Origin of the sequence: Duganella sp. 1411 (assembly GCF_017833525.1) — a bacterium.
GTDB lineage: Bacteria > Pseudomonadota > Gammaproteobacteria > Burkholderiales > Burkholderiaceae_D > Rugamonas.
In genome coordinates, this window is the sequence record NZ_JAFICD010000001.1 from 2,098,687 (window position 1) to 2,124,725 (window position 26,039).

Below are 26,039 nucleotides of genomic sequence, written 5' to 3' on the forward strand. Positions count from 1 at the left end.
GACTATGCCGCCTCCGGCGCGACGCCGGCTTGCGTGGCCGGCATGGCGACAAAGCCCGGCAGCGCGCGCACGTTGGCCAGCCAGCCGCGGATGTTCGGATACGGCTCGAGCGAAACGCCGCCTTCCGGCGCGTGCTCGATGTAGCTGAACGCGGCCACGTCGGCGATGGTGGCGTGCTCGCCGACCAGGTAGCGGCGCCCTTCGAGCTCGCGCTCCAGCACCTCGAACAGGCGGGTGGCGACGCCTTTGACATACTCGTGATCGAACCTGGCGCCAAACACCGTCACCATGCGCGCGGCGGCCGGACCGTAGGCGATCTTGCCCGAGGCGGTCGACAGCCAGCGCTGCACCCGGGCGGCGGCGAGCGGATCGCGCGGCAGCCAGCGTCCGCTGTCGTCGTATTTGGACGCCAGGTACACCAGAATCGCGGTCGAATCGGCCAACACCACGTCGCCGTCCTCCAGCACCGGCACTTCGCCGAAGCCGTTCATCGCCAGGAACGCCGGCGTGCGGTGCCCGCCGCCGGCCAAGGGCACCGGGACGAACTCGTAAGGCAGCTTGAGCAGGTTGAGGAACAACTCGGCGCGGTGGGAATGGCCGGAGAGCGGGAAGCCGTACAGTTTCATGACAAAGTCCTTGTAGGGGAAGTGGATGAAGCCAGTATAGACAGCCGCCGCCGTGCCGATAAGCCGGACAATGCCGGAATCTCTGTCCACTCAAAGTGGACAATCGAGGCATAATGGTGCATGGTCGATCTCAATACCGTCAATCTGAACCGCCTGATCAGCTTCGTCGCCGTGGTCGAGGCCGGCTCGTTGACGGCCGCCGCCGAGCGGCTGGGCCTGGCCAAGTCCATGGTCAGCAAACACATGCAGCTGCTGGAGGCGGAAATCGGCGTCGGCCTGCTGCTGCGCTCGACCCGCAAGCTGAGCCTGACCGAGCCGGGGCGCGCGTTCTACGAGGCCAGCCGCCAGTTGCTGCGCTCGGCCGAACAGGCGATCGAGCAAGCGCGCAGCGGGCGCGACGCTCCGCAAGGCACGCTGCGCGTGGCCGCGCCGATCGACTACGGCGCGCTGGTGGTGGCGCCGGTGCTGGCGCAGCTGCGCGCGCGCTATCCGTCGCTGCACATCGACCTGGTCTGCGCCGACCACGTGATCGACCTGATCGCCGAAGGCATCGACGTCACCGTCAGGCTGGGCAAGCTGGCCGATTCCGGCCACATGGCGGCGCGCGTGGGGCCGCTCAGGCGCTGGCTGGTGGCCAGTCCGGACTTCATCGCCCGGCATGGCATGCCGGACCATCCGGACGCGCTCGAACCGCTGCCGTTCATCGCGCTGTCGGTGCTGCCACAGCCGAGGGTGTTCACGCTGGAGGATGGCGCCGGCCGGCGGCGCGAGATGCGCATGCGCAACACGGTATTTTCCACCAACACGGCGTACGCCAGCCGCGCCGCCGCGCTGGCCGGCGTGGGCGCGCTGCGGGCCACCACCTTCCTCACGCAGGAGGACGTGGCCGCCGGCCGGCTGGTGCGGCTGCTGCCGGCATGGTCGCAGGCCGAAAGCGATATCCACGCCGTGTTCCCGGCCTCGCCCCACGTGCCGCAAAAAGTGCGGGTGTTTATCGACGCGCTGAAGGCCGCCGCCGCCGGCTAGCCGCGCCGCGCCGACACCACGATGCCGGCGACGATCAGCGCGAACGCCGCCGCGTGGTAGGCGTGCGGCGCCTCGCCGAGGAAGGCCGACGACAGCAGCGCCGTAAACAGCGGCGTCAGGTTGACGAAGAAGGCGCCGATGGCCGGGCCGGCCAGCCGCACGCCTTCGCCCCAGCAGCGGAAGGCGATCACCGCCGGGAAGATCGCCACGTACAGCAGCGCGGCGCCCAGCCACCAGCTCCAGCGCACCGGGATCGCCCCCAGCCATTGCTCGCCGAGCGCGAAGGCGCCCGACCACAGCGCGCCGAACGCCACCTGCGCCGCCAGGAAACCGGCCCAGTCGGCGCGCAGCGCGGCCGGCTCCCGGGTGCGCATCAGCATCCAGCTGTAGAACGACCAGGCGATGGTGGCCAGGATCATGAACAAATCCCCCGCCACCAGCCGCAGCTCGAGCACATGCCGCCATTCCCCGCGCGCCAGCACCACCAACACGCCGGCGATCGACAGCACGGCGCCGGCCATCTGGCGCCCGCTGACGGCCACGCCAAAGAACAGCCGGCCCGTCAGCATCATCCACACCGGCAATCCCGATGCGACCAAGGTGACGTTGATCGGCGTCGAGCTTTGCAGCGCCATGTACTGGAAGGTGTTGTACAGGCCGATGCCAAACAGGCCCAACAGGGCGTAACGCCGCCAGTGGCCCCACAACGCGCTGTCCCGCTGGAACACGCGGCCGGCCAGCGGCAGCAGGATCAGCAAGGCGATCGCCCAGCGCAGGAAATTGAGCAACACCGGCGGCAACATGTCGTGCACCAGGCGCCCGACAATGGCGTTGCCGGCCCACAGCAGTGGCGGCAGGGTCAACAAAAAGATGGTCTTGGGGGTCAGGCGTGTTGTCATTATCATTATATCTTTGCAACATTACGCCTTTGAGCATAACCGATTCCGCCGCTTTGCGCGGCCGGCGGCGATAGAATTAGCGCGTCGGCGCCGCGGCGCGGTAAAATACCTATTGCTGAGCCACTCACTTGGACTATATGAAATTCTCTAAACAACATTCGATGTACGAATCCGACCACACCTTGTTCATCAAGTCGCTGAAGGAAAAGAACCCGGCGATCGAAGAAGGACAACGTCTGGGCCGCGCGCTGCTTTGGGACAAGGCGCCGCTGTCGCTCGACGAGCAGGAACGCCAGCTCGAGTCGGCCGTCAAGCAACAAGCCTACGTCTACCAGAACAAAGTCTAAGGACTTGGGGCGGCACGGATGTTGCCAGACGACACGGCTGAACAGCCGGCCGGCGATGTCGCGGACACGCGCCCGGCGCTAACCGCCGACGGCGACGCCGTAGCGGAGGCCCCCGTGCCGCCGGAGATCGTCGGCGCGGCCGCCGCCGCGACGTCGGAAGTGGCCGCCCTCGCCCGGCTCTACGGCGAACCGCTGCTCAAGCTGCCCAACGATCTGTACATTCCGCCGGACGCGCTGGAGATCTTCCTCGACGCCTTCGAAGGGCCGCTCGACCTGCTGCTTTACCTGATCCGCAAGCAAAACTTCAACATCCTCGACATCCCGATGGCGCAGCTGACGCTGCAATACCTGAAATATGTCGACCAGATCCGGCTGTCGAACCTGGAGCTGGCCGCCGAATACCTGCTGATGGCGGCGATGTTGATCGAGATCAAGTCGCGCATGCTGTTGCCGCAGCGACAATCGGACCTGGAGATCGAGAGCGACGACCCGCGCGCCGAACTGGTGCGGCGTTTGCTGGAGTACGAGCAGATCAAGCTGGCCGCCTACGACCTGAACGCGATCCCGCAGGTCGACCGCGATTTCGTGCGCACCCAGATCTTCATCGAGCAAAGCCTGGTGCCGACCTGGCCGGAGGTGGCGCCGGTCGACCTGCAGCAGGCCTGGCTGGACGTGATCAAGCGCGCCAAGCTGACCCAGCACCACAAGATCAGCCGCGAGGAGCTGTCGGTGCGCGAGCACATGACCGGCATCTTGCGGCGCCTGCAATCGAGCCGCTTCGTCGAGTTCGCCGACCTGTTCGACATCGCCGGCGGCGTGCCGGTGGTGGTGGTGAACTTCGTCGCGCTGCTCGAACTGGCCAAGGAGACGCTGATCGAAATCACCCAGGCCGAGCCGTTCGCCCCGATCTATGTGCGGCTGGCCTACTCGCCGGCCTGAGCGGCCCGCGCGCGCTCCAGTCCTCCACCGAATTCCCTTTTTACGCCGATAGCGACCATGTCATGAAAATCATCACCACCATTGAAGAACTGCGCGACCAACTGAGCGGTCAACTGCGCACCGCCTTCGTCCCGACGATGGGCAATCTGCACGAGGGCCACCTGTCGCTGATGCGCCTGGCGCGCAAGCACGGCGATCCGGTGGTCGCGTCGATCTTCGTCAACCGCCTGCAGTTCGGCCCCAACGAGGACTTCGACAAGTATCCGCGCACCTTCCAGGCCGACGTCGAAAAGCTGGAGAAGGAAGGCGTCTACGTGCTGTTCGCGCCGACCGAGAAGGACCTGTATCCGGAGCCGCAGGAATTCCGCGTCAACCCGCCCGCCGACCTCGGCAACACGCTGGAGGGCGAATTCCGTCCCGGCTTCTTCACCGGCGTGACCACGATCGTGCTCAAGCTGTTCTCGTGCGTGCAGCCGAAGGTGGCCGTGTTCGGCAAGAAGGATTACCAGCAGCTGATGATGGTGCGCAACATGGCGCGCCAGTTCGCGCTGCCGACCGAGATCATCGGAGCCGAGACGTACCGCGCCGACGACGGCCTGGCGCTGTCGTCGCGCAATATGTACCTGTCGGAGGCGGAGCGGGCGGAGGCGCCGGCGCTGTTCCAGAGCCTGAACTACGTCGCCAACGAGATGCGCGCCGGCCATCTGGATATTTTCCAGGTCGAGCACAAGGCGATGGAGGATTTGGCCAAGCGCGGCTGGAAGCCGGACTACGTATCGATCCGCAAGCGCAGCGACCTGCAGCCGCCCAGCGCCGGCGACCTGGCGCAAGGCTCGCCGCTGGTGGTGCTGGCCGCCGCCAAGCTGGGTTCCACCCGTTTGATCGACAACCTGGAAATCTAAGGTTGCTTTTTCGCCGCCGGGGCGGCCGGCACGGGAAAGGTCACGCCCTGCGGCGAAAGCTGGATGATCACCGGCGGTGTGGCCGGCGCCGCTTTGGGCACGGCGTTATTGAGCACGAAGGTCATGAGCGTGATGAAGATCGCCATGGAGGCGAGGAAAATGCCGACCATCCACTGCACCATGCGCGCGCTAACGTCGGCGAGCTCCTTACGCAGTTCGGCGCCCAGTTTGTCGATCTTGGCGTCGATGGTATCGATCCTGGCGTTGAGTTGGGCGGCGACGGTATCGATCTTGGCGTTGAGCTCGGCGGCGACGGTATCGATCTTGGCGTTGAGCTCGGTGGCGACGGTATCGATCCTGGCGTTGAGCTCGGTGGCGACGGTATCGATCCTGGCGTTGAGCTGGGCGGCGACGGTATCGATCTTGGCGTTGAGCTCGGCGGCGACGGTATCGATCTTAGCGTTGAGCCCGGCAACAGATTTATCCAATTTGGCGTTCATCTCGGCGAATCGACCATTCACATTCGCCTCGAACGTGTCCAGCCGCCCGTCCATGCCGGCTTGGACCGCTTCAACCTTGGTGTCAATGTAATCTTTATCGGAATTGGCGTTCATGGTCGGAGTCCCGTCATCCGGGTTTTGGTGGCGCCACCGGCGCCGCCGTCAACGGCGGCAGTTGAATGACGATCGGTGGCAAGGCCTGCAACGGTTGGGCTTGCCGAACCTGAGTGATGCTATTCAGAAAGAAAACCATGGAACTGAAGAAGATGGTGAACATGACAATGCAAATACCCACCATCCACTTGACCATCTGCGACGTCGCGCGTTCGATGGCTTCCTTGAATTCCGCGCGTATCTGCGCAAAGCCGGCTTCCATCTTTGTTTCCAACGCGACAAATCGCATATCGATGGCGGCGAATTTACCATTCACATTTTCCTCGAACGCGGCCAGCCGCCCGTCCAGGCCGGCGCGGGTAGCCTCGGTCTTGGCGTCGATATAATCTTTATCGGAGTTCGCGTTCATACGTTGATCTTCGACCTGGCCAGCGGCCGTGTCAACGCGCGCACGGGAGATATTCGGGCCGCGTTTGCGCCAGCTTAAGGCGCGTTACGCGGCCACCGTCTGCGCCCACGCCAGCGCCGACAGGTGCGCCGTGTTGACGTCCTCCGGGCTGAGCTTGAGCGACGCCGCCAGCGACGCCACCAGGTCGGAATTGAGCTCGCACGCCTCGGCCAGCGCCAGGTACGGGCCGTACTTGCCGCCGCGCGTCAGCAAGGCCGCCACCACGTCGTCCGACAACTGGATGTTGGCCAGCACCTCTTTCATGCTGATGCCCAGCAGCCGGTCCAGCAGCGAGAACATGCCCGCCACGAAGATGTTCTCGGCCGCGTTCTTGCCCAGCGCGGCCTGCCCCAGCAGCTCGGCCAGGCGGCCGCGCACCACCGCCGTCTCCAGCAGCACCGGCGAGTAGCCGGACGTGCTGGCCGTCGCCAGCAGCAAGGTCAGCCAGCGGTACAGCGGCGTGTAGCCCAGCAGGGCCAGCGCCTGCCGGATCGATTGCACCTCGCGCCCGGCGCCGAAGCCGGCAGAGTTGATGAAGCGCAGCAGCTTGTACGACAAGGTGGCGTCGTGCTTGAGCACGGTTTCGATCTGGCCGATGTCGGCGTTCTGCCGCACCATCTGCATCAGCTGCATGATGATGGTCTGGGCCGGGTTCATGCCGCCCGAGAGCAGGCTGGTGCGCGGGGTCAGGTGCAGCTTGCCGACGAAGGCGTTCAGCCCCAGCGCGGCGCAGGCGTCGAAATCGGCCCAGTTGCTGACCGGACGCGCGATCATGCCCACCGCCGATTGCCGGAACGCGGCGTAGGTGCGCGCCTGGGTGGCGACGTCGGCGCCGGAAAAGCGCACCTCGACATACGAAGCCAGGGTCGGCAGCCGGGCGCCGCTGCGCGCCAGGTCGGCCTCGCGCAGCAGGATGCCGACGCCGCCGGCGCGCAGCGCCTGCACCGCCGCCAGGGTGTCCGGGTTGGCCAGCGCGGCCGCCTTGAGCGACAGCACCGTGCGCTCCGGCGGCAGCCGGTGCAGGGCGTCGGTCGACAGCATGGCCGGCACGGCTTCGAGAAACAGGATTTTGTCGCGCAGCAGCCAGGCGCCGTTGTCATCGTCGACCATCTGCCCGGCGACGAAGTCGACCAGTGATTCGAGCTCGGCCGGCGTCGACGGCGGCGCCCCGCTGCGGGTCTGCCGCTGCCAGCATAATTCGTAGCCCACCACCCGCTGCCTGGGATCCAACAACGGCTCACGAACGAGGAAATTGGTCTGGTGCATGGTTGTGATGGATGGGAAGGCCCGCCGCCCGGCTGGCCGGGCTACGGACGGTACTGCGTCAAGGTCAGAAGCCCAGACTGTCGAGCAGGTCGTCCACCTGCTCCTGGTCGGCCACCACGCCCTCGCCGGTCGGATCGATCTGCGGTCCGTTCAGCAAGCCGTTGTCGATTTCCTTCTTCATCTGCTCCGGCGCGAAATCGATCAGCATCTGCACCAGTTGCTTTTCCAGGTTTTGCGCGATCGACGTCACCTTCTTGATCACCTGCCCGGTCAAGTCCTGGAAGTCCTGCGCCATCATGATGTCCATCAGATGGGCGCGGGTCTCGGACGCGCCGGCGGCCGCGCCGTCGAGCGCGGCGACGGTCTGGCGCGCCAGCGCGCGCCATTGGGCGTCGGCCGGACCGGCCTCGGCGCCCAGCGCCAGCAGCGCACTCCACGACGCGCCCAGTTGCCTGGCGTCGCCGCCGATGCGCTCCTGCAGCGGACTGGCGGCGTCGGTGGCGTTTAACACTTTCTGCGCCGCGTCCTCGCTCAGACGGGCCACATAATCGAGGCGGTCGCGGGCGTCGGGTATGTCCGACGCCGCTTTTTCGATCAACTTGTCCAGGCCCAGACCGCGCAAACTCTCATGCAGGGCCCGCGTCATGTGACCGATACGCGACAAAAACTCCTCGTTCGGCTCCGCCCCGACCGCGACGGCGCCGCTTTGTTGCTCAGCCATCATCAAGCCCCGAGTTTTTCGAAGATCTTGTTCAGCTTTTCATCCAGGGTGGCGGCGGTGAACGGTTTGACCACGTAGCCGTTGGCGCCGGCCTGGGCGGCGGCGATGATGTTTTCCTTCTTCGCCTCGGCCGTCACCATCAGCACCGGCAGCTTGGCCAGCGCCGGGTCGGCACGGATGTTTTGCAACATCGTCAGGCCGTCCATGTTCGGCATGTTCCAGTCCGACACGACGAAGTCGAACGACTCGGCGCGCAGCTTCGCCAGCGCCATCACGCCGTCTTCCGCCTCGTCGACATTGGCATAACCCAATTCTTTCAACAGATTCCGGACGATGCGGCGCATCGTCGAAAAATCGTCAACCACTAAAAATTTCATCTTTGGATCAGCCATGAATTACTCCGTTGATTCTCTACGCGGTTGTGAATAATGCCTACAATTTCCATCAAGTTGTAGGATAGCATTTTCGTTGCTCTAAGGCGAACAAAGTAGCAGTAAAACGTCATCCGGGACACATTTAGCACCGGTACGTCGGCATTTACACGCGCAACGCGCGCGCGCCATGGGTGGCCAAGTGGCCCAGCACCATGCCCGGCAGCGCCTGCAGCGCGCCCACCTCGTGCGCGGCGCCGACCGCGATCGCCTCGCGCGGCATGCCGAACACCACGCAACTGGCCTCGTCCTGGGCGAAATTATACGCCCCGGCCGTGCGCATCTCCAGCATGCCGGCCGCGCCGTCCTTGCCCATGCCGGTCAGGATCACGCCGACGGCGTTCTTGCCGGCCGCCTGCGCCGCCGAGCGGAACAGCACGTCGACCGACGGCCGGTGGCGGTTGACGGGATCGGCCTGGTCGATGCGGGTCATGTAGTTGGCGCCGCTGCGCGTCAGGTACAGGTGCGAGTGGCCCGGCGCGATGTAGGCGTGGCCCGGCAGTACCCGCTCGTTGCCGGCCGCCTCCTGCACCGAGATCTTGCACAGCGAGTCGAGGCGCTTGGCGAACGAGCGCGTGAAGCCCTCCGGCATGTGCTGGGCGATCAGGATGCCGGGACAGTCCGACGGCATCTGCATCAGGAACTCGCGGATCGCCTCGGTGCCGCCGGTGGAGGCGCCGATGATGATCAGCTTTTCCGACGACGTCAGCGGGTTGCGCAGCTGCGGCAGCGGCGCCTGTCCCTCGGCGCCGGGCTGCGGCAGCACGCGCGCGCGCACGCGGGCCTTGGAGGCGGCGCGGATCTTGTCGGTGATGAGGTCGGTATATTCGCGCATGCCCGCCTGGATCGAGATTTTCGGTTTGGTGACGAAATCGACGGCGCCCAGTTCCAGCGCGCGCATCGTGATTTCCGAGCCCCGCTCGGTTAGCGAGGATACCATCACCACCGGCATCGGGCGCAAACGCATCAGTTTTTCCAGGAAATCGAGCCCGTCCATCTTCGGCATCTCGACGTCCAGGGTCAGCACGTCCGGATTGGTCTGCTTGATCAATTCGCGCGCCACCAGCGGATCGGGCGCCGCGCCCACCACCTCCATGTCGGGCTGGCTGTTGATGATCTCGCTCATGACGCTGCGGATCAACGCGGAGTCATCGACGATGAGGACTTTGATCTTCATAAAACGCTACTTTCCGGGCCTGGCCCTGTATCTACTCTATCGATTCTTGACACGCTCAGAACAGGTCGATCTCGCCGCCGACCGGCGCCTTCTTGAGGCGGCTGGCGTATTCGATCTCGCGCTTGGCCAAGGTGTCGTTGTGGGTTTGCATCAGCTTCTTGACCAGCACCTTGCCGGTGCGCGGGAAGAAATAGACCTTGCGCGGGTGGACGTCGTTCAAGTCCTCGGCCACCACGCGGATCTTCTCGGTGCGCAGGAAGTTGAGCACGAAGGCGGCGTTGCGCTCGCCGACGTTGATCGCCGTGAAGCCCTTGAGCACGGCCCCGCCGCCGAACACCTTGGCCTCCATGTTCTCGCGCTTGGCGCCGGCCTTGAGCAGGTCGTTGATCAGGATCTCCATCGCGTAGGTGCCGTAGCGCGCCGACGCCGACACCGGGCTGCCGTCGCCGCCGCCGTCGGGCAGCATGAAGTGGTTCATGCCGCCCAGGCCGGTGACGCGGTCGCGGATGCAGGCCGACACGCACGAGCCGAGCACGGTCACGATCAGCATGTCCTTGTTGGTGAAGTAATACTCGCCGGGCAAAATCTTGGCGGCTTCACAATCGAACGTGCGGTCGAAATACACGTTGGTGGCAAATTGTTCGAGGTCCATGTGTTATCTCGTCTGCGGGGCGCCGCTTTTTTGCGCGGCGCCACGGTGTTGATCGTCCAACTCGTACACCGTCTTGCCGCGTAGTTTGAGCGACTCCGACACGTAGAGGAAATTCTCCGAATGGCCCGCGAACAGCAGGGCGTCCGGCTTCATCAATGGGACAAAGCGCGACAGGATCTTGCGCTGGGTCGCCTTGTCGAAATAAATCATCACGTTGCGGCAAAAGATGACGTCGAACTGGCCGCTGACGGGCCAGTTGTCGGCCAGCAGGTTGAGCGGCTTGAACGTGATCATGTTGCGCAGCTCCGGGCGCACCCGCGCCATGCCCTCGCGGTCGCCCTTGCCCTTGAGGAAAAAGCGGCGCGAGCGCTCCGGGCTCATCTTGTCGAGCCGGTCCATCGTGTAGACGCCGTTCTCGGCGTGCGCCAGCACGTTGGTGTCGATGTCGGTGGCGATGATGTGGCAGTTCGGCGTGAGCGTGTTGAACGCCTCGCACACCGTCATCGCGATCGAGTACGGCTCCTCGCCGGTGGAGGCGGCCGAGCACCAGATGGTGATCGGCTCGCGCTTGTTCTTCACATGCTCGGCCAGCAGCGGGAAGTGGTGCGCCTCGCGGAAGAACGACGTCAAATTGGTCGTCAGCGCGTTGGTGAACGACTCCCACTCCTCGCCCAGCCGGCCGGCCTCGAGGTCGTCGAGGTACTTGGCGAACGAGGCGATGCCGGTGGCGCGCAGGCGGCGCGCCAGGCGGCTGTAGACCATCTCTTGCTTGCTGTCGGCCAGCGAAATGCCGGCCCGCTTATAAATCAGGCCGCGCACACGTTCGAAATCCTTGGCGTTGAAATCGAACTCTTTAACGGTGTCTTTGGTATGCGGCATGGGGTATTCCTTCATTTACTGCTTGGCGCTGTATCAAAATGCCGTTTAAAACTCTTCCCATTCGTCGCCGCTGGTCTGCGGCGCCGTGGTCAGCTTCTTGGGGGTGGCCGGCTTCGGCTTGGCCGGCGCCGCCACCGCGGCGGCGGCCGGGGCGGCGACCGCCTTGGGCGCGGCGCCGCGGGCCGGCGCCGCGATGGCCGCGGCCGGCCGGCGCATGCCGACCTCGTCGGCCAGCTTGAACACGCTGACCGCGCGCGCCAGCATCTCGGCCTGCTCCTGCATGCTCTCGGCGGCGGCGGCCGACTGCTCGACCAGCGCGGCGTTCTGCTGGGTCATCTCGTCCATCTGCGTGATGGCCTGGTTGACTTCCTCGATGCCGTTGCTCTGTTCCTGCGTGGCGGCGGTGATCTCGCCCATGATGTCGGCCACCTGGCGGATCGACGTCACCACCAGGTCCATGGTCTGTCCGGCCTCGTCGACCAGGCGGCTGCCGGCGTCGACCTTGTTGACCGAGTCGCCGATCAATTCCTTGATCTCCTTGGCGGCGCCGGCCGAGCGCTGCGCCAGGTTGCGCACCTCGGAAGCGACCACCGCGAAGCCGCGGCCCTGCTCGCCGGCGCGGGCCGCCTCGACGGCCGCGTTCAGCGCCAGGATGTTGGTCTGGAAGGCGATGCCGTCGATGACGCCGATGATGTCGACGATCTTGCTCGAGCTGGCCTTGATCGAGCCCATCGTCTCGACCACCTGCGACACCACGCTGCCGCCCTTCTCCGCCACCGACGAGGCCGTCACGGCCAACTGGTTGGCCTGGCGCGCGTTGTCGGCGTTCTGCTTGACGGTCGAGGTCAACTCCTCCATCGACGAGGCGGTCTCCTCCAGCGAGCTGGCCTGCGACTCGGTGCGCGACGACAGGTCGGCGTTGCCGGCGGCGATCTCGTGCGACGCCGTGGTGATCAGTTCGGTGCCGCTGCGCACGTCGCCCACCGTCTTGGCCAGGCTCTCGTTCATGTCCTTGAGCGCCCGCAGCAGCTCGCTCGTCTCGTCCTTGCCCTCGACCGTCACCTGCGAGGTCAGCTCGCCGGCGGCCACGCGCTGGGCCACCTGCACCGCGCCCGACAGCGGCACCACGATCGAGCGGGTGATGACCACCGCGCACACCACGCCCAGCGCCACGGCCACCGCGCCCAGGCCGAACAGCACGAACATCAGCGAGCGGTCGGCCGTGACGGAACCGTCCATCACCTGCTTGGCGTTGGCCTGCTGCATGTCGACCAGCTTGTTGATCTGGCCCAAGGTCTGCTGGTTGAGCGGATCGATGCGCCCGGAAATGACCTTGGCCGCGCCCTCGCTGTTAAACGCCAGCACCTGGCCGATCGCCTCCTTGAAGGCGCTGTCGGTGTCGGCGTCGAGCTTGGAGATCTCGGCCAGCACCTTCTGCTCGTCGTCGTTCAAGCCCAGCGCCTTGAGGTCGGCGACCGCCTTGTCGTAGCGTCCGCGCTGGTCCTTGACCTTCTGCTCCTCCTTCTGCATCAGGCTCACGTCCGATTGCAGGCCGATGTTGCGCATGGCGATGCCGGTTTCGAGCATCGCGCTTTTCATCGCGCCCGCCTGCAGGTTCTTGGCGGTGCTCAGCTCCAGGCCCTTGGTCAGCTTGCCCTTGTTGCTGAAGTTGAGGTAGTTGGTCATCAGGACCATCGCCACCAGGATCAGCAAAATGCCGCCGAAGCCGATGCGCAGGCGCGTACCGATGCTGAAATCGCGTAAATTCATGTTGTTTCTCCCCTAAGCTGTCTATGCGTCTACTCGCCGGCGCCATCAACCCGATGACTATTGCGGTCTTTCGGCGCGCCCTCTGCGGGACGCTGCCGCCGGCGACCGCCGGCCGGCTGCGGCAAGCCCTATGCGGCCAGTTGTTCCATCAAGCCCATTTCGGCGCTCGACATCAGCTTGTCGATGTTTACCAGGATCAGCATGCGCTCGTCGATGGTGCCCAGGCCGATCATGTAGTCGGAGCTGAAGGCGGTGCCCATCTCCGGCGCCGGCTTGACCTGCTCCGGCGTCAGGGTGGTCACGTCGGAGACCGAATCGACCACCATGCCGACGATGCGGCCGCTGATGTTGAGGATGATGACGACCGTGAACTGGTCGTACACCGGCTCGCCCAGGTTGAACTTGATGCGCATGTCCACCACCGGGATGATGATGCCGCGCAGGTTGATGACGCCCTTGATGAACTCGGGCGCGTTGGCGATGCGGGTGACGGTCTCGTAGCCGCGGATCTCCTGCACCTTGAGGATGTCGATGCCGTATTCCTCCGAGCCGAGCGTGAACGCCAGGTATTCGTGCCCGGCGATTTCGTTCGCGCCGGTGGTCAGTACGTCTGCCATGATGGTTTCCTATCTATGTTGCGTTGGTTCGTCAGGAGAAAATCTGCTCGTCCGACAGTTGGCGCGACGAGCGTATCAGTGCGGCGACATCGAGTATCAGCGACACGCCGCCGTCGCCCAGGATGGTGGCCCCGGAAATGCCGGCCACCTTGCGGTAATTCGATTCGAGGTTCTTGACCACCACCTGCTGCTGGCCGACCAGGTCGTCGACGAACAGGCCGGCCTTGCGCCCGTCGGTCTCGATGATGACGACGATGCCCTGGGTCGGATCGGTGTGGCGCGGGGTGATGTCGAACATCTGGTACAACGGCACCAGCGGCAGGTATTCGCCGCGCACCTTGATGACGCGGCCCTTGCCGCTGATTTCCTTGACGTCGTCGGCCACCGGCTGCAGCGACTCGACCACAAAGCCCAGCGGCAGGATGTAGACCTCCTCGCCGACCCGGATCGACATGCCGTCCAGGATCGCCAGGGTCAATGGCAGCGAGATCGAGATCGTGGTGCCGAAGCCCTTGGCCGAGCGGATGTCGACCACGCCGCCCATGGCGGTGATGTTGCGCTTGACGACATCCATGCCGACGCCGCGTCCGGAGACGTCGGTCACCGTCTCGGCGGTCGAAAAGCCGGGCGCGAAGATCAGTTGCCAGACGTCGGCGTCTTTCATGTTCTCGGGATCGGCCAGCGGCAAGCCGTTTTGCGCCGCCTTGGCCAGGATGCGCTCGCGGTTCAAGCCGCCGCCGTCGTCCGACACCTCGATGATGATGTTGCCGCCCTGGTGGGAGGCCGACAGGAACAGCCGGCCCGACTCGCTCTTGCCGGCGGCGCGCCGCACGTCCGGCATCTCGATGCCGTGGTCGATCGAGTTGCGCACCAGGTGCGTGAGCGGATCGACGATGCGCTCGATCAAGCCCTTGTCCAGTTCGGTCGCGGCGCCGTTGGTGATGAAGTCGACCTTCTTGCCCAGCTTGGCGGCCAGGTCGCGCACCATGCGCGGGAAGCGCGAGAACACGAAGTCCATCGGCATCATGCGGATCGACATCACCGCTTCCTGCAGGTCGCGGGTGTTGCGGGTCAGCTGGCTGACGCTGTTGAGCAGGCGCTCGTGCGCCATCGGGTCGAGCGTGTCGACGCGCTGCTCGATCATCGCCTGCGTGATCACCAGCTCGCCCACCAGGTTGATCAGCTGGTCGACCTTTTCGATCGACACGCGGATCGACGACGACTCGGCGCCGGCGCCCGGCGTGCCCTTCTCGTCCTTCTTGGCGGCCTTCTTCTCGTGCTCCTCGGCCACCGTCGGCGCCGGCGGCGCCTCGATGACGATGCCGGCGGCGGCGCGGATCTGCTCGACCGGCTGGAAGAAGCCATAGCCGTTGGCGTCGTCGTTGCCGTCCTTGGCGTTGGCGCGGATCTCGTCGAGCGGCTGGAAGAAGCCGTAGCCCTGGCCGCCGCCGGCCTGCGCCGGATGCAGCTCGGTCTCGTCGAAGAAGCCGTAACCGAGCTCGCTCTCGACCTTCGAACGCTCGGCCTTTTCGGCGCGCGCCTGCTTCTCGCTCAGCGCCGGCAGCTCGGTCACCACCATGTCGTCCGGATTGAGCACGAACGAGCAGATGGCGATGATGTCGTCGAGGCTCTCGTGGGTGGTGACGACCATCGCGTTGCGGTCCTTGTCGAGCGGCGTGATCGACACGTGGCCCATCAGCCCCAGCTCGGCGCCGAGCGCGGTCACCTCGCGGTGCACCATGACGGGCAGCTCGAGCCGGTAGCGGCGTCCGCCGCTGTGGTCGACCACCTTGGCCTCGGGCGAGTTGAACGCCGGCGCCACCGGCGACAGCGCCACCACCGGCACGTCCTGGGTCAGCGACTGCAGCATCATGCGCACGTCGCCGACGGCGTCCTGGTCGACGGTGCTGCCGAGGCGGTGGCCGTCGAGCTGCATCTTGAGGATGTCCTTGGCCGCCAGGAAGGCGTCGACGTGCTCGGAGGTGAGCGCCATCTCGCCCTTGCGGATGCGGTCGAGCAAGGTCTCGAGGATGTGGGTGACCTCGGTCATGTCGGTCACGCCGAACGTGGAGGCGCCGCCCTTGACGGAATGGGCGGTGCGGAAGATCGCGTTCAGATCCTCGGCATCGGGGGCGTCGACGTCCACGGCCAGCAGCAGCCGCTCCATTTCAGCCAGCAGTTCCTCGGCCTCATCGAAGAAGACCTGGAAAAACTGGCTTATGTCGATGGTCATGGTGATACTCCGTAAAGTTCGCTCATTGCCCGCGCCTTATCAGCCGATGACCTTCTTCACCACCTCGATGAGCCGCTGCGGATCGAACGGTTTGACCAGCCAGCCGTTGGCGCCGGCCGCGCGGCCCTTGGCCTTCATCTCGTCGGACGACTCGGTGGTCAGCATCAGGATCGGCGTCTTGGCGTAGGTCGGCAGCTCGCGCAGCAGCGCGATCAGCTGCAGGCCGTCCATGCGCGGCATGTTCTGGTCGGTCAGCACCAGGTCGACGCTTTGCAGCTTGGCTTTTTCCAGCCCGTCCTGGCCGTCAACCGCTTCCACCACCAGATAGCCGGCGGCCTTGAGGCTGAAGGCCACCATCTGGCGCAGGGAACTGGAATCATCAACTGCAAGTATTGTCTTGGCCATCTTGGTTCTCACTCTTATCAATGCTGGACGCGCACGTCCATTTTTTAAAACAATCGGTGTTCAGCGGGGGTCTTGTCGACCACTAGAATAATTCGATGTCGCCGCTCTCCAGGTGTTGCTGACTTACCGCCTTGCGCAACACGCTGCGCAGTTCCAAACTCTGTATCGCCAGCGCCATGCTGACCTTGCCCAGCAGCGCGACGATCTCCTCGTTGTCGCTCTCGGGCAGCATCTCGGCGCCGTGCGCGCCCAAGGTGCCGAGGAACTCGCGCAGGCCGGTCACCCGCTTGAGCGTGCGGTCGATCAGCTGGCTCGTCATGTCCTGGAACTGCATGCTGGTGATGGCGGCGTTGACATAGCCGCCCACCTGCCCCTGCAGCGCCTGCAGCTGGGCGCGCTGCTCGGGCGTGGCGATGCCGCCGTCGAGCAGCAACTGGATGGTCGCCTGTTCCGCCTCGACCGTCTGGTGGATGGCCATGAAGTTGAACGACAGCTTCTCGATGGCCTCCTCCAGCAGCAGGCGCGTCTGGATCAGATCGGTCTCGACCTCGGTCAAATGCTTGCGCCCGTGGTCAGACACGCCCGACAGCAGGCGTTTTACATGTGACCCAAGGATTTTTTTTCTCGTCATAACATTCTCGTTGTTCTACTCTTCGCTGCGTGACTCGCTACCTGCCTGCCTATTTGCGCACCGGCGGACCCGGCGGGCCCGGTGGCGGCGCCGCGGCGGCACCGGCCGCGGCCGCCGCGTCGTCCTCGGCGCCGACCTCGATCTGGCGGCCGCCGTCGCGGATCACGCTCTCCTCGGTCCGCTTGTTCATCACCAGGATGCTGATGCGGCGGTTGATCGGGTTGAACGGATCGGCCTTGTCCAGATTGGCCGCCGAGGCCAGCCCCACCACCCGCAGCACCTTGGCGTCGGCCATGCCGCCGACGATCAGCTCGCGGCGCGAGGCGTTGGCGCGGTCGGCCGACAATTCCCAGTTGCTGTAGCCGGTCTCGCTCATGTACGGCGTCGAATCGGTGTGGCCCGACAGGCCGATGCGGTTGGGCACGTCGTTCAGCACAAAACCGATCTCATGCAAAATCTCTTTCGTGTACGGCTGCAAATCGGCCTTGGCCAGCGCGAACATCGGACGGTTCTGCTCGTCGACGATCTGGATCCGCAAGCCCTCGGTCGTAATATCGAGCAATAACTGGTTCTTGTACTTGACCAAAACCGGATTGGTCTCAATCCTGGCCTCGATTTTTTCCTTCAGCGACTTGAGCCGCTGCGCGTCCTCGGCCTCGATGGCGGCGCGCGCGGCGGTCAGGTTGAAGGTCTTCTTGACGGCCGGATCGTCGCTGGCCTTGACCTGGCCATCCTTGCGGGTCAGGTCCTTGCCGCCGCCGGGGATCACCGACGAACTGTCGCCGCTGCCCGAGCCGCCCTGCATCGCCACCTTCAGCGGCGTCTTGAAGTAATCGGAAATGCCCTTCAAGTCGCCCTTGGAGGTCGACCCGAGCAGCCACATCAGCAAGAAGAACGCCATCATCGCCGTCACGAAGTCGGCATACGCGATCTTCCACGCGCCGCCATGGTGGCCGCCGCCGTGCTTCTTGATGCGCTTGACGATAATTGGCCGTAAGCCTTCTTCAGCCATGACGATTCCTCAATGATTCCAGCATGATCACTACCTTGGTTCCACTCATTGCCGCTTACTTCGACTTCGACTTCTTGATATGGTCTTCCAGCTCGTTGAAGGTCGGCCGTTCGGTCGAATACAGCACCTTGCGGCCGAACTCCACGGCCAGCGCCGGCGCGTAGCCGTTCAGGCTGGCCAGCAGCGTGACCTTCACGCACTGGAACATCTTGGTCGACTCCTCCAGCTTTTGCTCGAGCAGGCTGGCCAGCGGACCGACGAAACCGTAGGCCAGCAAGATGCCGAGGAAGGTGCCGACCAGCGCGTGCGCGATCAGGATGCCCAGCTCGGCCGGCGGCAGGCCGACGCTCTCCATCGTGTGCACCACGCCCATCACCGCCGCCACGATACCGAACGCCGGCATGCCGTCGCCCAGCCGGGCGATCGCGTGGCCGGGCGCGGCGCCCTCGTGGTGGTGGGTCTCGATCTCGTTGTCCATCAGGTTCTCGATCTGGAACGCGTCCATATTCCCCGACACCATCAGGCGCAGGTAATCGGTCATGAATTCGACGATGTGGTGATCCTCCAGCACGCTTGGATACTTGCTGAACAACGGGCTCTGCTCCGGGCTGTCGATATCGCCTTCGATCGACATCAAGCCTTCCTTGCGCACCTTGGAGAGGACGTCGAACAGCAGCGACATCAACTCCATATATAAATCCTTGGTGTAGCGCGACCCCTTGAACAGGGTCGGCAGCGCGGCCAGCGTCGCCTTGAGGGTCTTGGCGTTGTTACCGACGAGGAAAGCGCCGAACGCGCCGCCGCCGATCATCACCAGCTCCAGCGGCTGCAGCAGCGCGGCGAGGTGTCCGCCGTTCATCGCGTAGCCGCCGAAGACCCCGACAACCACCACCACATATCCAATTATGACTAACAAGTGACCTGACTCCCCATAGTGAAACAAGGCCAAAATGTCAACTAACGCCGGCCCGATTTCAATAAATTTACGTGTAGAACTACAATAGCGTGTCTGGGGGTGGCCGGGCAAGAGAATAACGCCAAATGATGCTTAAAAGTACCATTTATAGAGTGGCGTGTCGTCGTCTGTGGCGTGAATGGTCTGATCTGGCGCTCTGGCGTCGATTGCAAATTCGTAGCTGATAAGTGTGGAACCAGGACACATTTCAGCGCTCGCCTTGCGCCACAAACCACCCATCGCGGCCGGCGACAGATAGGCGAACACCACGTCGTAGCGGGCGAAATCGAGCTTCTCGTAATCGCCCAGCAAAAAGCGGGCGCGGCTGCCGCCCACGGCGGCCCGCAGGCGGCTATACAACCACGGCAGCGGCGCCAGCTCGATGCCGACGCATTCGATGTCGGGACGGGCGCGCGCCAGGTACGTCACCAGGCCGCCCAGGCCGCTGCCGATGTCGATCACGCGCAGCGGCCGGCCATTGCCGTCCTCCACCCTGCGCGGCGGCGGCAACTGCTGGCGCACCGCGTCCCACACCGCCGGATGCGACGGGTAATACGGCACCTGCGTGCGGAACGTCGACCAGTACAGGCCCAGCAACACGAGGAAGACCGCCAGGAACAGCCACGGCGGCAGCCGCAGCGACAAGGCCGCCAGCACCGCCAGCGGAAACACGAATTCGATCGCGCGCCACCACACGGCCAGCCCCGCGCGCCACGTGATGGCGGCGGCGACCAGGCCGTGCACGACGGCGACGGTCAAATAATCAACGGGGAAGCGGAACCTGGCCAGCAGGTAAATCAGGCCGAGGCTGAGCGGCGCGGCGCCGCATTGGATCAGCAGGGCCCGCACGGCGGGCGCGCGGACGATGCGTTGGAGATAGGACGGTGGCGGCTGGCGGGTCACGCGGCCAGGGCGTCGTCGCGGGACTTCTTGGTCTTGCCGGCGCGCGAAGGCATGTGGCACAGGCCGCAGACATAGCTGCCGTTCAAGTCCATGCAGTTGACCACGTACTTGCCCTGACACTTGCCGCACGGGGCCAGTTCCAGCATCTTGCTGCCGAAAAAGCGCACCAGCGTCCAGGCGCGGGTCAGCGACAGCAGCGGCTCTTCGCCCGGTTCCGGCGGCATTTGTTCCAGGTACAGCTTGTAGGCCTTCATGACCGCCTCGATGCCGGTGGCGCCGGCGTGGTCGACCAGGAATTTATGGATGTTGATGAACAGCGAGGAATGGATGTTCGGCTGCCAGGTCAGGAACCAGTCGGTCGAGAACGGCAGCATGCCCTTCGGCGGCGACACGCCGCGCAGCTCTTTATACAGCTTGAGCAGGCGCTCGCGCGACAGCGACACCTCGGTTTCCAGCAGTTGCAGGCGCGCGCCCAGCTGGATCAGTTCAATCGCAAGCTGAATCTCTTGTGCTTCAGACACTACGCTTTTCTTGGTCATGATCTCGGCTCCGGGCTGTCTATACGATGGTAATGCGCTTGGCGATACGGCGGCGTTCGATTAAGCGATTTCTTCAACAGCCTGGCCGGCCATCAGGATGGCCGCGTGGGACTGGGCCAGCGAGCGATCTTTATTATAGTTGGTCAGCATCGACAGGATGGCGCCATCGTCGAAGCGGAAGCGGGCCAGCATCATGTTGCCGCCTGCCAGTTTGAGGATCTGGGCATTGCTCATGCCTTCGATCAAGTCGGCGATCTCGGCGGCGATGCCCAGACGGAAGATCGCGGTGACTTTGTCGGCGCGGATCATCTGCTGTGCGAGCATCAGGTAGCTCAGGTTAGCATCGCGAATTTCAGCCATCATATCGTTTGCGGTCATTTCCATCTCCCAGTATTTGTTTCACTGCGGAACACAATTGCGTTTCCAGTGAGATACATTCTGCGGGAGCAACAAAAATACGAGTAGAGGATGCCTTCCGTATTTTCGGTCAGGGAATAGCGAACGCGACCCGTCAGTGTTTGTCTGACAAACACTTGGGGATCGAGGCTCCACGCCCTTGCGGCGTGGAAATTATGTGGCTGAGAATCTTCAAAAAAGTCCTGTCATGACACGAAAAAATAGTTCGTATGGCGACTCTTTTTTGCTACATCTAACCTGGTTACGGCAGCTTTTTCGGGAACTTTAGGGTTTCCACAGAAAAATTTTAAATTATTTTCGACTACATTCATGCAAGTTGAGCCTGGCTTTACGCGCTTTTACGCTCATCATGAAACTGGTAACGGCGGCGCCGGCCGGAACTTGAGGGTTTTTTTGAATTTTTTTGAAAAAAATCGAAAATAATTTGAGCCCACCCGGCAAAGCCAGCATCCATGCGGGTTTGCGGGGTGACGGACAGGATGCCGGCCAGCCGCTGGACACACGAAAGCCGCCCTTTTTCCTGTTACACTGGCGCATCCGACAACTTGTTGAAGCCTAAAGTATCCGCCAGCCTCAATGGAAAGTAACTTAATGACAACCCGCACCGACTGCCTGCAACGCGACGCGCAAGATCCGCTCGCCGCGCTGCGCGACCGCTTCGACCTCCCCCCCGGCGTGATTTATCTAGATGGCAACTCTCTGGGCGCCCGCCCGAAAGCCGCCCTCGCCCGCGCCCAGCACGTCATCGCGCGCGAATGGGGGCACGACCTGATCCGCAGTTGGAACACCGCCGGCTGGTTCGACCTGCCCAAAAGGCTGGGCAACCGGCTGGCGCCGCTGATCGGCGCCGGGGAGGACGAGGTCGTCGTCACCGACACCACCTCGCTCAACCTGTTCAAGGCGCTGGCCGCCGCGCTGCACATGCAGGCCACGGACGGCGCCGAGCGGCGCGTGATCGTCACCGAACGCTCGAACTTCCCGACCGACATCTATATGGCCCAGGGCTTGAGCGGCTGGCTCGATCGCGGTTACGTCGTCAAGCTGATCGACTCGGTGGAGGAACTGCCGGACGTCATCGGCGCCGACACCGCCGTCGTCATGCTCACCCACGTCAACTACCGCACCGGCTACCAGCACGACATGCGCGCCACCAGCGCGCTGGCGCACGCGGCCGGCGCGCTGATCGTCTGGGACCTGGCGCACTCGGCCGGGGCGGTGCCGCTCGACCTCAACGGCGACGGCGCCGACCTGGCGGTCGGCTGCACCTATAAGTACCTGAACGGCGGCCCCGGCGCCCCGGCCTTCATCTGGGTGCCGCGCCGCCACCAGGCGCGCTTCACGCAGCCGCTGTCGGGCTGGTGGGGCCACGCCGCGCCGTTCGCCATGGCGCCGGACTTCGCCCCGGTCGACGGCATCGGCCGCGCACTGTGCGGCACCCAGCCGGTGGTATCGTTGGCGATGGTCGAATGCGGACTGGAGGTGTTCGAACAAACGTCGATGGCGGCGCTGCGCCAAAAATCGCTGGCGCTGACCGACCTGTTCATCGAACTGGTGGAGCAACGCTGCGCCGACCATCCGCTGGGACTGGTCACGCCGCGCGAGCACGCGCGCCGCGGCAGCCAGGTCGGCTTCACCCACCCGCACGGCTACGCGGTGATGTCGGCGCTGATCGCGCGCGGCGTCATCGGCGACTACCGCGAGCCGGCCATCATGCGCTTCGGCTTCACGCCCCTCTATACCAGCTACACCGAGGTGTGGGACGCGGTCGAGATCCTGCGCGACATCCTGGACAGACAAGACTACGACGTCGACGCCAAGCGCGACGCCGTCACCTGAAGAGATCATCATGAGCGAACAACAAGCGGCGGCCGGCGGCTGCCCGATGCAGGCCAACACCCCGGCCGGCGCCGACAACGCGCAATGGCACGGCGCGCAAATGGACTTCAGCAACACCATGAGCTACGGCGACTATCTGGGGCTGAACCAGATCCTCAACGCCCAGCACCCGCTGTCGCCCAACCACAATGAAATGCTGTTCATCGTGCAGCACCAGACCAGCGAGCTGTGGATGAAGCTGATGCTGCACGAAATGCACGCGGTGCGCGCGCACCTGCAATCGAACGACCTGGCGCCGGCCTTCAAGATGCTGGCGCGGGTGGCGCGCATCATGGACCAGCTGGTGCACGCCTGGGACGTGCTGGCGACGATGACGCCGCCGGAATACACCGCCATCCGCCCGTACCTGGGCGCCTCGTCGGGCTTCCAGTCGTACCAGTACCGCGAAATTGAATTTATCCTGGGCAACAAGAACGCCGCCCTGCTGAACGTGCACAGCACCGCGCCGGACGCCTTTGCCGTGCTGGACAAGGCATTGCGCGAACCGTCGGTGTATGACGAAGCGATCAAACTACTGGCGCGCAACGGCCTGCCGATCGCCGCCGAGCGGCTCGATGCCGACTGGACCTTGCCCACGGCCGCCGACGAATCGGTGCAGAACGCCTGGCTGGAAGTGTACCGCGACCCGTCGCGCCACTGGGCCTTGTACGAGCTGGCGGAAAAGCTGGTGGACCTGGAGACGGCGTTCCGTTTCTGGCGCTTCCGCCACGTCACCACGGTCGAGCGCATCATCGGCTTCAAGACGGGCACGGGCGGCACGGCGGGCGTCAGCTACCTGCGCAAGATGCTCGACGTGGTGCTGTTCCCCGAACTGTTCGCGCTCCGAACGGCGCTGTGATCCGGGGTCAGGTCCACCATTTCTACACGAGCTGGACCTTAACGACGCCGTATGCGTCGGCCGCCTTGCCGAAACCTCACTTGTCCGGGCTTGCGCATATCGCGGCGGCCACACCCGCGCCGCCACCTGAGCGGTTTAAGATGCCAGGCATCCAACCCGAGAAGGAGTGCGCGTGGAATATGAAGTGTTAACCCTGGCCGGCCTGTGGAATTCAGGCCCGGCCCACTGGCAAACCCACTGGGAGCAAAAACACCCGGCTTGGCGCCGCGTGCCCCACCGCGATTGGGAGACGCCGGACGGCGCCGAATGGGTGGCCGAACTGGACGCCGCGATCGCGCTGTGCAAACGTCCGCCGGTGCTCGCCGCGCACAGCCTGAGCTGCTCGCTGGTGACCCGCTGGACCGCCTCCGGCTCCGTGCACCCCATCGCCGGCGCCTTCCTGGTCGCGCCCAGCGACACCGACGCGCCCTCCTACCCCGACTGCACCACCGGCTTCCGGCCCATGCAGCTCGCACGCCTGCCCTTCCCCAGCATCGTCATCGCCAGCGGCAACGATCCCTACGTGAGCACGGAACGCGCGCGACGGTTCGCCGAAGCCTGGGGAAGTGAGTACAAGGAAATCGGCAACGCCGGCCATATCAACGGCGACGCCGGCTACGGCCCGTGGCCCGAGGGAGAACAGATGCTGTTGGAATTTTGCGGAAATATCCACCGCTGAGGGAAGGCGCGCGAAAAGCTGGCGTCGCGCGCCGGGACATCTGAACACTTCTAAAACACGTAGGGCGGATTAGCGTAGCGTAATCGGCCATGCATGCGCCGCCAACGGAGCATGCATGGCCGATTACGGCGTTCCGCCTAATCCGCCCTACGTGGAGTTACTTGCTCGCGCCGCTCAGCAGCATCTCGTTCAGGCGCTTGACGAACGTCGCCGGATCGCTCAGCGAGCCGCCCTCCGCCAGCAGCGCCTGATCGAACAGGATGTTGGCCCAGTCGCCGAACAAGGTGCCAGATTCCTCATACTTCAAGCGCGTCACCAGCGGGTGGTTCGGATTGATCTCGAGGATAGGCTTGGACTCCGGCGCGCTCTGCCCCGCCGCCTTCAGCATGCGCAGCAGATTGCCCGACAGCTCGTGCTCGTCCGCCACCAGGCAGGCCGGCGAGTCGGTCAGGCGGAACGTCACGCGCACGTCCTTGGCCTTGTCCGACAAGGCTTCCTTCATCTTGCCGACCAAATCCTTGTACGAGCTTTCGGTCTCCTCGTGCTCCTTCTTCTCGGCTTCATCCTCCAGCGCGCCCAGATCCAGGCCGCCCTTGGCCACCGACACCAGCTCCTTGCCTTCGAACTCGGTCAGGAACGACAGCATCCACTCGTCGACGCGGTCCGTCAGCAGCAGCACTTCGACGCCCTTCTTGCGGAAGATCTCCAGGTGCGGGCTGTTTTTCGCGGCGACGTAGTTATCGGCCGTGACGTAGTAGATCTTGTCCTGGCCTTCCTTCAGGCGGGCGACATACTGCTCCAGCGAGACGCTTTGCTCGTCGTTCTCGTTGGCGGTCGAGGCGAAACGCAGCAGCTTGGCCAGACGGTCCTTGTTGGTGGCGTCCTCGCCGATGCCCTCCTTGAGCACCTGGCCGAACTCCTTCCAGAAGGTGACGTACTTGTCCTTCTTCTCCTGCTCTTCGGCGTTGGCCAGTTCCTCCAGCATGCCGATCACGCGCTTGGTCGAGCCGTCGCGGATCACCTTGACGTCGCGCGACTCCTGCAGGATCTCGCGCGAGACGTTCAGCGGCAGGTCCGCCGAGTCGATCACGCCCTTGACCATGCGCAGATAGGCCGGCATCAGCTGCTCGGCGTCGTCCATGATGAACACGCGCTTGACGTACAGCTTGATGCCGCCGCGCTTGTTGCGGTCCCACAGGTCGAACGGCGCCTTGGCCGGGATGTACAGCAGTTGCGTGTACTCGCTGCGGCCTTCGACGCGGTTGTGCGTGTACGCCAGCGGCGCCTGGAAGTCGTGCGAGACGTGCTTGTAGAATTCCTCGTACTGCTCCGGCGTGATCTCCGATTTGCTGCGCGCCCACAGCGCGCTGGCCTGGTTGACGGTCTCGAATTCGTCCTTGACGACGGTTTCCTTCTTCTCGTCGTCCCACTCCTCTTTCTGCATCACGATCGGCAGCGAGATGTGGTCGGAGTATTTGCGGATGATGGATTTGATCTTCCACGACGACAGCAGCTCGTCCTCGCCTTCGCGCAGGTGCAGGATGATGTCGGTGCCGCGTCCGGTCTTTTCGATCTGCTCGACCGAGTAATCGCCCTCGCCGGCCGATTCCCAGCGCACGCCCTCGGACGCCTCGGCGCCGGCGCGGCGGGTTTCGACGGTGATCTTGTCGGCGACGATGAAGCCCGAGTAGAAGCCCACGCCGAACTGGCCGATCAGGGCCGCGTCCTGCTGCTGGTCGCCCGACAGCTTGCCGAAGAATTCCTTGGTGCCCGATTTGGCGATGGTGCCCAGGTGCGAGATCGCCTCGTCGCGGCTCATGCCGATGCCGTTGTCGGAAATGGTGATGGTGCGCGCGGCCTTGTCAAACGAGACCTTGATCTTCAGTTCATGGTCGTTGCCATACAGGGCGTCGTTGTTGATCGCCTCGAAGCGCAGCTTGTCGGCCGCGTCGGACGCGTTCGAGATCAACTCGCGCAGGAAAATCTCCTTGTTCGAGTACAGGGAGTGGATCATCAGCTGCAACAGCTGCTTCACTTCCGCCTGGAAACCTAGGGTTTGCTTATCGTTATCTGCCATTTTTAGAGCCTCTAATAGTCTTGGTGTACGTGCGCGAAGTCGCACGGGTGTGGCGAAAGTGGGGATTATAAAATGGTTTTCAAGAGCAGCTTGCCATTTTC

General features: G+C 64.2%; 28 protein-coding genes. 7 read left to right on the plus strand and 21 right to left on the minus strand.

Translation table 11 applies throughout. The features are described 5' to 3' along the window. Positions 1 to 2 precede the first annotated feature (2 nt). Positions 3 to 626 (minus strand): glutathione S-transferase family protein, encoded by a 624-nt coding sequence (locus JOD97_RS08640; RefSeq protein ID WP_209715290.1) that lies wholly within the window; start codon positions 624 to 626, stop codon positions 3 to 5. A 120-nt stretch (positions 627 to 746) separates the two neighbouring features. On the opposite strand from JOD97_RS08640, the gene JOD97_RS08645 reads away from it, so the two are divergent. Next, a complete protein-coding gene (locus JOD97_RS08645) occupies positions 747 to 1,652 on the plus strand; it encodes a LysR family transcriptional regulator (protein WP_209715293.1) in 906 nt (301 codons plus the stop codon). On the opposite strand, the gene JOD97_RS08650 is transcribed toward JOD97_RS08645, so the two are convergent. After that, on the minus strand, positions 1,649 to 2,551 hold the full coding sequence (locus tag JOD97_RS08650) for a DMT family transporter (RefSeq protein WP_209715296.1): 903 nt from the start codon (positions 2,549 to 2,551) through the stop codon (positions 1,649 to 1,651). The two genes, JOD97_RS08645 and JOD97_RS08650, sit on opposite strands and share 4 nt — an antisense overlap. A 137-nt stretch (positions 2,552 to 2,688) precedes the next feature. Here JOD97_RS08650 and JOD97_RS08655 point away from each other — a divergent pair, with 137 nt between their 5' ends. The 3 genes from JOD97_RS08655 to panC all read left to right on the plus strand — a co-directional run bounded on the left by JOD97_RS08655 (position 2,689) and on the right by panC (position 4,739). Beyond that, complete coding sequence (locus JOD97_RS08655; protein WP_090315205.1) at positions 2,689 to 2,898, plus strand: DUF3460 family protein; 210 nt, start codon at positions 2,689 to 2,691, stop codon at positions 2,896 to 2,898. An 18-nt stretch (positions 2,899 to 2,916) separates the two neighbouring features. Continuing rightward, positions 2,917 to 3,837 (plus strand): ScpA family protein, encoded by a 921-nt coding sequence (locus JOD97_RS08660; RefSeq protein WP_209715299.1) that lies wholly within the window; start codon positions 2,917 to 2,919, stop codon positions 3,835 to 3,837. Between the two features lie 62 nt (positions 3,838 to 3,899). Next, positions 3,900 to 4,739, plus strand: coding sequence for a pantoate--beta-alanine ligase (panC, locus tag JOD97_RS08665; protein ID WP_209715300.1), 840 nt, complete (start codon positions 3,900 to 3,902; stop codon positions 4,737 to 4,739). Here panC and JOD97_RS08670 read toward each other — a convergent pair. The 18 genes from JOD97_RS08670 to flhD form a co-directional block, all read right to left on the minus strand. Further along, positions 4,736 to 5,353, minus strand: coding sequence for an apolipoprotein A1/A4/E family protein (locus tag JOD97_RS08670; protein WP_209715303.1), 618 nt, complete (start codon positions 5,351 to 5,353; stop codon positions 4,736 to 4,738). The genes panC and JOD97_RS08670 overlap by 4 nt on opposite strands. Before the next feature lie 13 nt (positions 5,354 to 5,366). Next, entirely contained in the window at positions 5,367 to 5,762 is a 396-nt protein-coding gene (locus tag JOD97_RS08675) for a hypothetical protein (protein WP_209715306.1), read from the minus strand. Positions 5,763 to 5,846: 84 nt separating this feature from the next. Beyond that, entirely contained in the window at positions 5,847 to 7,067 is a 1,221-nt protein-coding gene (locus tag JOD97_RS08680; protein ID WP_209715309.1) for an EAL and HDOD domain-containing protein, read from the minus strand. Positions 7,068 to 7,131: 64 nt separating this feature from the next. Beyond that, on the minus strand, positions 7,132 to 7,791 hold the full coding sequence (gene cheZ, locus JOD97_RS08685) for a protein phosphatase CheZ (RefSeq protein WP_209715312.1): 660 nt from the start codon (positions 7,789 to 7,791) through the stop codon (positions 7,132 to 7,134). After that, positions 7,791 to 8,180: a chemotaxis response regulator CheY gene (cheY, locus tag JOD97_RS08690; RefSeq protein WP_008450066.1), complete on the minus strand. Its 390-nt coding sequence runs from the start codon at positions 8,178 to 8,180 to the stop codon at positions 7,791 to 7,793. Before cheY ends, cheZ begins: the two co-directional genes overlap by 1 nt. A 145-nt stretch (positions 8,181 to 8,325) precedes the next feature. After that, on the minus strand, positions 8,326 to 9,396 hold the full coding sequence (locus tag JOD97_RS08695; protein ID WP_209715315.1) for a chemotaxis response regulator protein-glutamate methylesterase: 1,071 nt from the start codon (positions 9,394 to 9,396) through the stop codon (positions 8,326 to 8,328). A gap of 55 nt (positions 9,397 to 9,451) precedes the next feature. Next, positions 9,452 to 10,048, minus strand: a complete 597-nt coding sequence (cheD, locus tag JOD97_RS08700) for a chemoreceptor glutamine deamidase CheD (protein ID WP_209715318.1) — start codon at positions 10,046 to 10,048, stop codon at positions 9,452 to 9,454. Positions 10,049 to 10,051: 3 nt separating this feature from the next. Beyond that, complete coding sequence (locus JOD97_RS08705) at positions 10,052 to 10,927, minus strand: CheR family methyltransferase (RefSeq protein ID WP_209715321.1); 876 nt, start codon at positions 10,925 to 10,927, stop codon at positions 10,052 to 10,054. A gap of 45 nt (positions 10,928 to 10,972) precedes the next feature. Next, positions 10,973 to 12,697, minus strand: a complete 1,725-nt coding sequence (locus JOD97_RS08710) for a methyl-accepting chemotaxis protein (protein WP_209715324.1) — start codon at positions 12,695 to 12,697, stop codon at positions 10,973 to 10,975. 128 nt (positions 12,698 to 12,825) lie between these two features. After that, entirely contained in the window at positions 12,826 to 13,314 is a 489-nt protein-coding gene (locus tag JOD97_RS08715) for a chemotaxis protein CheW (RefSeq protein ID WP_209715327.1), read from the minus strand. Between the two features lie 31 nt (positions 13,315 to 13,345). Further along, a complete protein-coding gene (gene cheA, locus JOD97_RS08720; RefSeq protein WP_209715330.1) occupies positions 13,346 to 15,547 on the minus strand; it encodes a chemotaxis protein CheA in 2,202 nt (733 codons plus the stop codon). Positions 15,548 to 15,586: 39 nt separating this feature from the next. After that, positions 15,587 to 15,952, minus strand: a complete 366-nt coding sequence (locus JOD97_RS08725) for a response regulator (protein WP_090314352.1) — start codon at positions 15,950 to 15,952, stop codon at positions 15,587 to 15,589. A gap of 82 nt (positions 15,953 to 16,034) precedes the next feature. After that, complete coding sequence (locus tag JOD97_RS08730) at positions 16,035 to 16,583, minus strand: chemotaxis protein (protein WP_209715333.1); 549 nt, start codon at positions 16,581 to 16,583, stop codon at positions 16,035 to 16,037. Positions 16,584 to 16,632: 49 nt separating this feature from the next. Next, a complete protein-coding gene (gene motB / locus JOD97_RS08735; protein WP_209715336.1) occupies positions 16,633 to 17,595 on the minus strand; it encodes a flagellar motor protein MotB in 963 nt (320 codons plus the stop codon). A gap of 55 nt (positions 17,596 to 17,650) precedes the next feature. Beyond that, a complete protein-coding gene (gene motA, locus JOD97_RS08740) occupies positions 17,651 to 18,511 on the minus strand; it encodes a flagellar motor stator protein MotA (RefSeq protein ID WP_209715339.1) in 861 nt (286 codons plus the stop codon). Positions 18,512 to 18,643: 132 nt separating this feature from the next. After that, positions 18,644 to 19,453: a cyclopropane-fatty-acyl-phospholipid synthase family protein gene (locus JOD97_RS08745; protein WP_373999813.1), complete on the minus strand. Its 810-nt coding sequence runs from the start codon at positions 19,451 to 19,453 to the stop codon at positions 18,644 to 18,646. Next, positions 19,450 to 19,992 (minus strand): flagellar transcriptional regulator FlhC, encoded by a 543-nt coding sequence (flhC, locus tag JOD97_RS08750; protein WP_209715342.1) that lies wholly within the window; start codon positions 19,990 to 19,992, stop codon positions 19,450 to 19,452. Before flhC ends, JOD97_RS08745 begins: the two co-directional genes overlap by 4 nt. A 60-nt stretch (positions 19,993 to 20,052) precedes the next feature. Then, positions 20,053 to 20,370 (minus strand): flagellar transcriptional regulator FlhD, encoded by a 318-nt coding sequence (flhD, locus tag JOD97_RS08755; protein ID WP_018059336.1) that lies wholly within the window; start codon positions 20,368 to 20,370, stop codon positions 20,053 to 20,055. A gap of 630 nt (positions 20,371 to 21,000) precedes the next feature. Between flhD and kynU the strand changes: the two genes are divergently transcribed. From kynU to JOD97_RS08770, 3 genes are all read left to right on the plus strand, one after another. Continuing rightward, positions 21,001 to 22,245, plus strand: coding sequence for a kynureninase (gene kynU / locus JOD97_RS08760; protein ID WP_209715345.1), 1,245 nt, complete (start codon positions 21,001 to 21,003; stop codon positions 22,243 to 22,245). A gap of 10 nt (positions 22,246 to 22,255) precedes the next feature. Further along, positions 22,256 to 23,143, plus strand: a complete 888-nt coding sequence (kynA, locus tag JOD97_RS08765; protein WP_209715348.1) for a tryptophan 2,3-dioxygenase — start codon at positions 22,256 to 22,258, stop codon at positions 23,141 to 23,143. Between the two features lie 172 nt (positions 23,144 to 23,315). After that, positions 23,316 to 23,861, plus strand: a complete 546-nt coding sequence (locus JOD97_RS08770; protein WP_209715351.1) for an alpha/beta hydrolase — start codon at positions 23,316 to 23,318, stop codon at positions 23,859 to 23,861. A 157-nt stretch (positions 23,862 to 24,018) separates the two neighbouring features. Here JOD97_RS08770 and htpG read toward each other — a convergent pair whose 3' ends face one another. Further along, positions 24,019 to 25,938, minus strand: coding sequence for a molecular chaperone HtpG (gene htpG / locus JOD97_RS08775; protein WP_209715354.1), 1,920 nt, complete (start codon positions 25,936 to 25,938; stop codon positions 24,019 to 24,021). Between the last annotated feature and the right edge of the window lie 101 nt (positions 25,939 to 26,039).